Origin of the sequence: Amycolatopsis sp. NPDC052450 (assembly GCF_044547565.1) — a bacterium.
In the GTDB taxonomy this organism is placed as follows: Bacteria; Actinomycetota; Actinomycetes; order Mycobacteriales; family Pseudonocardiaceae; genus Amycolatopsis.
Genome location: NZ_JBIUAQ010000003.1, coordinates 1 through 6985, shown reverse-complemented (window position 1 = coordinate 6985; position 6985 = coordinate 1). Strand labels below are relative to the sequence as shown.

Below are 6985 nucleotides of genomic sequence, written 5' to 3'. Positions count from 1 at the left end.
ATAAATTATAACGCTTTATATTAGCACCACAACCCCCCCCGGCCCCCGCCGGTTGGGGCGTGGGGCCCCCCGGCCCCCCCACCCCCCCCGGCCCCCCCACCACGACACCGCCGCGAAGGTTGCGACGCCGGGCGTGACCCTGCCCGCACGGACAGGACGAAGCGAACCTTCGGGCAACTATGCGGCGCGATGACTCCATGAAGCAACGCCATTCCGATTCTCACGCCTTCCGGACAAAGCTTCGAACGATGACGTGAGAGGGGCGCCGAAAGGGAATTCGCGGCGAAGAAGACGATCAAAACGGCCATCGCGGGCGGAGCGATCGCCGCCACCGCGTTTCTTTCCGCGTGCGGCGGGAACGATGTCGCGGGGAATGGTTCCCCGGTACGGAACGTGGCCGCCGGACAGCTGCCGGACGGCGGGGGCAGGGTGCGGCCGCCGGCGCCGTCGAGTCTTCCAGCGGTGATGCCGGCTGGACGGCGAAGACCGGATCACCACGGTCAAGGAGCTCTACCGCCCCTGACCAGGGGATCGAGGACAGGCGGCCGGGGATCCACCGGCCGCCTGTTTTCGCACTCCGACATGCGATAAGTTGAACTCAGATGTTCACATCATCTGAGTTCAGGACTATCGAACGGAACTGATCCGCATGCGAGTACTCTTCGCCGGCCTCGCGTCGGCCGGCCATACCTATCCGCTGATCCCGCTCGCCATCGCCGCCAGGGACGCCGGACACGAAGTGCATTTCGCCGCGGGCGAGCACGTCCATCCGCCGCTGCTCAGGAACGGGCTCCGGCCCTTTCGCCCGGCGGACGCGTTCTACGAGATCTACGCCGAGGACCTCGAACCGGAACTGGCCCGGCTACGGCCCGATCTCGTCGTGCACGAATGGGGAGTGCCGGGAGCGGCGATCGCCGCCGAGCGTGCCGGGATCCCCGGCCTCTGGCACGGGTTCGGCCGCATGATCCCCGAGGGAATCGGGCTCCAGCAGCCAACGCGGTCCGGCGGCGCGCCCGACCGGCCACATCTCGACATCTGTCCGCCGTCCTTGCAGGACAAGGATTTCCTCGCGACGGCCGAACGCGTCGAACTACGTCCCGTGCCCTATTCCGAGCCGGCACCCCGCGTCGAAAGGACCACGCGGCCGCTGATCTACCTGACGCTCGGCACCGCTTTCGGCACGCCGGAAACACTCACCACGGCCATCGAGGGGCTGGCCCCGCTCGGCGGGCAGATCGTGGTCGCCACCGGACGGGTCCGCCCGGAAGAACTCGGCACCGTGCCGGACAACGTCACGGTGCGGGCGTGGACAGCGCAAGCGGAACTGTTGCCGCACGTCGACGCGGTCGTGCACCACGGCGGCAGCGGCACGACCCTCGGCGCGCTCGCCGCCGGCGTCCCGCAGCTGATCCTCCCCCAGGGAGCCGACCAGTTCGCCAACGCCGAAGCCCTGGTGGCCGCGGGCGCCGCGCTGAGCCTCCAGCCCGGCGAACTCGGCGCGGAAGCGATCACCGAACACACCCGGAGTCTCCTGCCGCACCACGGAAACACCGGCCGCCGCGACGCGGCCAGGGCGATCGCCGCGGAAATCGCCCGGATGCCCTCCCCCGGCGAGGTCGCCCGCGACCTGCCGCAGTGGGCCCGAGTCGCGTAAAGGTCCCGAACCGGCGATCACACGTGATTGGACGGACGACACGCGTGTCCAGATGGACGCCTAACGCTCACGGCGCCTCAGAAGCCGAAGAGCTCCTGCGGTACTTCGTGCTCGTCCGGCCAGGTCAGCCAGGCGACGTCGGTCGGGCCGATGGCGCAGTTGGCCACCCGCCAAGACCGCGGGTCGTCGTCCACGTTCGTTTCGCTTTTCTTCTTGAGCAGGGCGACGTAGACGTCGGACATGACGCCGTCGTCCCGCTTGTTCTCGTAGACGGTGCCGGCGTAGTACGGACGACCGGCTTCGGTGCCGCGCATCGTCCCCTGCAGGAACACCCAGGGGCCGAGCCGGTCGAGCTGTTCCACGGCCACCCGGACCCGATCGCCGAACTCCTGGTCGAGCCGGGCGGTGGCGGCCTCGAGTACCGCTTCCCGGACCGGGTCGCCGGGATTCAACGACACCGGAAAGGGTCGTGCGGACGGGGTGTACATCAAGCTACCTCCCACTGGCGGGACAGCGACGCGGCCGCATCAGCTTGCCCGGTGAAGCTCTGGCGTTGGTTCGGATCAGGTCGGCGGGGTGAGGATCTTCACGAGGCCGCCACCGCCGCCCATGCTGATCTTCTGCGAACCGTCGGGGTTGACGTTGTTCGAGCCGATGAACTGGCCATCGCCCGCGTACAGCACGACGTGCCCGCCGTTGTTCGAGATCACCACGTCGCCCGGTTTCGCTTCGGAGAGCGGCACCGACTTCCAGCCGTCGGCCTCGAGGTTGGCCGACAGACCGGCGACCGAGGCACTGGCCTGCCCCTTGTCGATCAGGCCCGCCGCCTCGAGACAGCCGGAAACGAAGTTCGCGCAGTTGACGTTGTTGGGCACCCACGACTGCATGGCCGGCAGTTCACCACTGCCCTTGAGGTCACCGGCGTTGCGGCCGAGGAACTGCTCGGCGATCTTCGCCGGGTTGTCGCCCCGCGCGTCGATCGGCTTGGCGGGCCTGCCGTCGCCCTGCACTCCGGCGACACCGCCACCGCCGCCTCCGCCACCACCACCGCCGCCGTCTCCCCCGCCGTAGCTGGGCGCACTACCCACGTTGGAGTTGACCGGCTTCGCGTTGACGCTCGACGCCGTGGTCTGGCCGTCGTCGGCGGGGATCAGCTCGATGAAACCGCCTTCGATCTCGAGGCCGAGCGGCTTGAGGAGGTCGTCGATCTGCTTCTCGGCGTCGTCCAGCGCTTTCTCGATCTCGTCCTTCTTGCCGTTCGAGTCTTTTTCGTTGAGCTTCCGGAGGCGCTCGATGTCCGTCGCGGCGGCGGCGATGTCGTTGTCGTCTTTCGAGCTGTTCTTCCGGCGGCGGGCCGCGTCGATCAGCTTGCGGTTGTCCGAGTCCTTGTCATTGGCTTCCTGGGCGAGCTGTGCGACCTTCTTCTTGACCTCGTCCAGGATCTCGGAGACCCGCTGGAGGATGTTCTTGGCCGCCTCGGCCTTGTCGCTGACCTTGTAGCTGGCCTTGCCGAGCTTTTCGAGGTGCTCGGCGACGGCGTCGGCGTCCTTGCCCTCCCAGTTGCGCAGGACGTCGTCGCGGAAGACCTTGAGGTCGTCTCCGAGGTCGTTCGCCTTCGTGGCCGCCCCGCCGACCTTCCTCGCCTGGTCGTTGACCGCGCTCGAATTCAGCTTCTGCGCCTGCTGGGCGTGCTTGTCGATGGCGTCCAACGACTTCGGGCGGTCATGCGACGGGTCGTCGAGCGTGCTCGGATTCCGCTCCGCGGTGGTCATCGGTAAATCCCCCTGCTTCCCGTCTCAGTCCGATCAATCCCGCTCGCGGGCGCCGCCGCGGAGGGTGTCGACACCCGCGGCTTCGTCGTTCCGCATCCGCTGGGCGGCGTTGGCCAACGCGTTCGACGCCGCGTCGACCAGCTTCGCGGCGGCCGCCAGTTCGGCGTTCACGCCGCGGTGGAACCCCTTCATCGTGGTCCCCGTGCTGGCCGCGTTCTTCAGGTCGCCGAACGCGCCTCCGGGATCGCCGTCGCCAAGGTCCTTGCCCGTGCCGCTGTAACCGTCCTTGAGCCCGCCGACCTTCTTGGCCAGCGCGGCGATCTGCTCTGGATCGAATCGGCGAGTCATGGATGATCCCTCCAGTCCGGCGCCTGCGCGCGTGCTTGCCTGACCCACACTGCTCTACCGCGCACCTTATGAGTTCACACCCACCCGTGCGCGTCGTTTCCCGAAACGCGTTGACGCCGTTCGTGTACATCGACGCATCCGCCCGCGCGGTGGTTCCCGGAAGATTTCCGCACCCGGTCCACCGCGTGCCGACGACGCCCTCGGCGGGAAGATCTTACCCTCTCGGCCCCCGCGGATCACGGGACGGCGAGCCGGGTCCGGCTACGTTCCGCGACCGCGTTCCACCCGGCCGGGTCACCGGAACAACTCGTTTCCCGGATACGGGGGCCTTTGCCAAGATGGGCCGCGATGACCACCGATCGGCGCACTCGCGCCCTGAATTCCCTGTCTGGACTTGCCCTCGGCGACGCGCTGGGTTCCCAGTTCTTCGTCCCCGGCAACCGCGACGCCTGGCACCGGCGGCAACTGCCGCCAGGCCCCTGGCAATGGACCGACGACGCCGAAATGGCGTGTTCCGTTTTCGCCGTGCTTCAGCAGGCGGGCCACGTCGACCAAGACCGCTTGGCCGCGAGCTTCGCGGCACACCACGATTTCGACCGCGGCTACGGGCCGTCCATGAACCGTTTGCTCCGGCTCGTCCGCGAGGGTGGCTCGTGGCGTGAGCTGGCCACCGACCTGTTCGACGGACAGGGTTCGTGGGGCAACGGAGCGGCCATGCGGGTCGCGCCGCTCGGTGCCTGGTTCGCCGGCGATCCCGACGAGGCCGGACGTCAGGCGGCGCTTTCGGCCGAGGTGACCCACACCCATCCCGACGGGGTGGCCGGCGCGATCGCGGTCGCGGTCGCCGCCTCGCTGGCCGCCGCACCCACCCCGCCGTCACCGGCGGATTTCCTCGACCAGGTCCTGCGACGGCTACCGCCCGGCCGGGTGCGCGACGGCGTCCTGGCCGCCAGGGAGCTGGCGCACGTGCCCTCGCCCGCGACCGCCGCCCACGAACTGGGCAACGGCAGCCACACCGGCGCCCACGACACGGTGCCGTTCACCCTGTGGGCCGCGGCCCGCCACCTCGACGACTACGAGCAGGCCTTCTGGGCGACCGCAAGCGCCGGTGGCGACGTCGACACCACCTGCGCCATCGTCGGGGGCATCGTCGCCGCGCGCGTCGGCGTCGAGGGTCTGCCGTCGTCCTGGCGGGCCGCTTGCGAACCGCTTCCGGAATGGGCGGGCGCGGAGTCCTAAACCAGGCCGAGCTCGCGTGCCCGGACGCCCGCCTGGAAGCGGGATTCGGCACCCAGCGCGGACATCAGCTCCGCCACCCGGCGCCGGTAGGTCCGCACGCCCAGACCGAGGGTCCGGGCGGCGGCTTCGTCCTTGACGCCGCTGCCGAGCAGGTCCAGCACCGCGGGCGCGAGCCGCCGGATCTCGGCGACCTGCGCGTCGTAGACGGCGAGATCCGTCGCCGATCGCCAGGCCGTTTCGAACAGCGAAATCACGCCCTGCACGGTTTCGGGCTGCGTGATGACGCTGTAGCCGCGCTGCCCGGCGGTGAGGTCACCGGCCAGGATCACGACCCTGCCGTCCAGGATGATCGTCTCGTTGACGTCGTCGGTGGAGACGCGGATCCGCGCGCCGAACCGCTCGCTGACCCGCGCCAGCTCCCGCGCGGACGCCGAGTCGAGCAGCAGACCGGCCCGGTAGATCTTGCGGATCCGCACCTCGCCGGACCGGCGCTCGGCGGCCGCGGTGAGCTCGTCCGACCGGCGATCGGCCACCCAGGTCGCGAGGTCGTTGGCGGCGCACGCCAGGTCGGTCACGGTCGAGAACAGGTGCCCGACCCGGCGGAACAGCTCCTCTTCGCCGCGCACGACCGTGACCGAATCGCCCGCCCTCGTGAGGCCGTCACCCGTCCGCATGGCATCGATACTGCCCCAACCGCGCGGCCCGCGACCAGCCGGCAGGTTGTTGCCATTTCCTGACTGCCGGCGGGCCCGTCGCGACGCTGAGGGGTATGACGAACCTTCACGAAAACGCGGGCACCTGGCGGCTCGGCGATCTCACCGTGCACCGTGTCGGCCTCGGCGCGATGCGGTTGACCGGGATGCCGTGGGACGAGAAGCCCAAGAGTCGCGAGGACGCGATCACCGTGCTGCGCCGCGCGATCGAACTCGGTGTCGACCACATCGACACCGCTTCGTTCTACTTCACCGCCCAGCGCTCGGCGAACGAGTTGATCAGCACCGCGCTCCAGCCGTATCCCGAAGGCCTCGTGATCACCACGAAGGTCGGTGCGGGCCGCTCCCGCGACGGCGAGTTCTCGTTCGCGCGGCCGGATCAGCTCCGCGGCCAGGTCGAGGAGAACATCCGGCAGCTCGGTCTCGACCACCTCGACGTCGTCAACCTGCGCTGGGGCTCCGGAATGGGCAAGGAGCCCGGGTCGGTGGCCGAACACTTCGGCGCGCTGGCCGACCTGCGCGAGGCGGGGCTGATCCGTCATCTCGGCATCTCCAACATCGTGGCGGACCAGCTGACCGAAGCGAGGACGATCGCACCGGTCGTCTGCGTGCAGAACCGCTACGGACTGGCCGACCGCGAGGACGACGCCCTGGTCGACCTGTGCGCGGAGCACGGCATCGCGTTCGTGCCCTTCTTCGCCGTCACGACGTCGGTTCCCGGCGCTCCCGCACCCGGCGCCGTTCCGGGTGAGGCCGAGATCGCGAAGGTCGCGGCGGCACACGACGCCACGCCGGCGCAGATCCGGCTCGCCTGGACCCTGCACCGCGGCGAGCACGTCCTCGCCATCCCGGGCACCGGCGATCCCCGGCATCTGGAGGAGAACGTCGCGGCGGGCGGCATCCGGCTGGACGACCACGAACTGGCGCTGCTCGACACGGTCGGCCGCGGCAGGCGAGGGTGAGCGGTCGGTCCAGGTGGGTGTGAGTGCAGGTCTGTGAAGGGCTGAGCTCGGCCCGGGCCGAGGCTGGGGCGGGCAAGAACGCCACCGTGAGCCTCAGCAGCACAGCGATAGCGCGTGAAGGCCCCTTTCCTCGGCGCAGCCGAGGAAAGGGGCCTTCACACCTTCCCCAGGTACCTGAAGGACTCCCGTCAGGCGCTCGCGTGAGTTTTTCGCGGTCGCGGGGATGTCGTGAAGGGCCCCTTTGATGTAAGAAAACTGTCTAGACTGGGCCGACAGGCACAAGGTTATATAGCCGGG

At 69.4% G+C, this 6985-nt stretch carries 7 protein-coding genes; 3 read left to right on the top strand and 4 right to left on the bottom strand.

Going from position 1 to position 6985, the window contains the following annotated elements; translation table 11 throughout:
- Window positions 1-649: 649 nt before the first annotated feature.
- Window positions 650-1654 (top strand): glycosyltransferase, encoded by a 1005-nt coding sequence (locus ACIHAO_RS07395; RefSeq protein ID WP_396555416.1) that lies wholly within the window; start codon window positions 650-652, stop codon window positions 1652-1654.
- A 77-nt stretch (window positions 1655-1731) separates the two neighbouring features.
- Here the strand turns inward: ACIHAO_RS07395 and ACIHAO_RS07390 are convergent, their stop codons facing one another.
- The 3 genes from ACIHAO_RS07390 to ACIHAO_RS07380 form a co-directional block, all read right to left on the bottom strand.
- A complete protein-coding gene (locus tag ACIHAO_RS07390) occupies window positions 1732-2112 on the bottom strand; it encodes a hypothetical protein (RefSeq protein ID WP_396555414.1) in 381 nt (126 codons plus the stop codon).
- A 105-nt stretch (window positions 2113-2217) separates the two neighbouring features.
- On the bottom strand, window positions 2218-3426 hold the full coding sequence (locus ACIHAO_RS07385) for a peptidoglycan-binding protein (RefSeq protein WP_396555412.1): 1209 nt from the start codon (window positions 3424-3426) through the stop codon (window positions 2218-2220).
- Window positions 3427-3459: 33 nt separating this feature from the next.
- On the bottom strand, window positions 3460-3774 hold the full coding sequence (locus tag ACIHAO_RS07380) for a hypothetical protein (RefSeq protein ID WP_125796180.1): 315 nt from the start codon (window positions 3772-3774) through the stop codon (window positions 3460-3462).
- A 348-nt stretch (window positions 3775-4122) separates the two neighbouring features.
- Here ACIHAO_RS07380 and ACIHAO_RS07375 point away from each other — a divergent pair, with 348 nt between their 5' ends.
- Window positions 4123-5013, top strand: a complete 891-nt coding sequence (locus ACIHAO_RS07375) for an ADP-ribosylglycohydrolase family protein (protein WP_396555409.1) — start codon at window positions 4123-4125, stop codon at window positions 5011-5013.
- On the opposite strand, the gene ACIHAO_RS07370 is transcribed toward ACIHAO_RS07375, so the two are convergent.
- Window positions 5010-5687, bottom strand: coding sequence for a DNA-binding response regulator (locus ACIHAO_RS07370; protein ID WP_396555407.1), 678 nt, complete (start codon window positions 5685-5687; stop codon window positions 5010-5012). The genes ACIHAO_RS07375 and ACIHAO_RS07370 overlap by 4 nt on opposite strands.
- Window positions 5688-5782: 95 nt before the next feature.
- Here ACIHAO_RS07370 and ACIHAO_RS07365 point away from each other — a divergent pair, with 95 nt between their 5' ends.
- Window positions 5783-6688, top strand: coding sequence for an oxidoreductase (locus ACIHAO_RS07365; protein ID WP_396555405.1), 906 nt, complete (start codon window positions 5783-5785; stop codon window positions 6686-6688).
- Window positions 6689-6985: the final 297 nt, after the last annotated feature.

Coding starts and splice junctions, on each gene's coding strand:
- ACIHAO_RS07395 (WP_396555416.1), top strand. CDS start 650: ATGCGAGTACTCTTCGCCGGCCTCGCGTCGGCCGGCCATACCTATCCG.
- ACIHAO_RS07385 (WP_396555412.1), bottom strand. CDS start 3,426: ATGACCACCGCGGAGCGGAATCCGAGCACGCTCGACGACCCGTCGCAT.
- ACIHAO_RS07380 (WP_125796180.1), bottom strand. CDS start 3,774: ATGACTCGCCGATTCGATCCAGAGCAGATCGCCGCGCTGGCCAAGAAG.
- ACIHAO_RS07375 (WP_396555409.1), top strand. CDS start 4,123: ATGACCACCGATCGGCGCACTCGCGCCCTGAATTCCCTGTCTGGACTT.
- ACIHAO_RS07370 (WP_396555407.1), bottom strand. CDS start 5,687: ATGCGGACGGGTGACGGCCTCACGAGGGCGGGCGATTCGGTCACGGTC.
- ACIHAO_RS07365 (WP_396555405.1), top strand. CDS start 5,783: ATGACGAACCTTCACGAAAACGCGGGCACCTGGCGGCTCGGCGATCTC.